This is a genomic window from Fusobacterium perfoetens, from assembly GCF_021531475.1.
GTDB lineage: Bacteria > Fusobacteriota > Fusobacteriia > Fusobacteriales > Fusobacteriaceae > Fusobacterium_B.
Genome location: NZ_JADYTX010000079.1, coordinates 1 through 391, shown reverse-complemented (window position 1 = coordinate 391; position 391 = coordinate 1). Strand labels below are relative to the sequence as shown.

Here is a 391-nt window from a genome sequence, read left to right as displayed (position 1 = left end):
TCCTAGTTGTATCAGCAGCTGATGGACCAATGCCTCAAACAAGAGAACACATACTATTATCAAGACAAGTTGGAGTACCTTACATCGTAGTATACTTAAACAAAGCTGATATGGTAGACGATGAAGAATTATTAGAATTAGTAGAAATGGAAGTAAGAGAATTATTAACTGAATACGGATTCCCAGGAGATGAAGTACCAGTAATCGTTGGATCATCATTAGGTGCATTAAACGGAGAAGAAAAATGGGTTAACCAAATAATGGCTCTTATGGACGCAGTAGATTCTTATATCCCAGCTCCAGAAAGAACAGTAGACAAACCATTCTTAATGCCAATCGAAGACGTATTCACAATAACAGGAAGAGGAACTGTTGTAACAGGAAGAGTAGA

The 391-nt window shown here is 37.3% G+C and carries 1 protein-coding gene; it reads left to right on the top strand.

The genetic code is table 11. From position 1 onward, the window contains the following. Positions 1-391 (top strand): GTP-binding protein (locus I6E15_RS10075; RefSeq protein WP_235247638.1); only part of this gene is annotated, 391 nt, incomplete at both ends.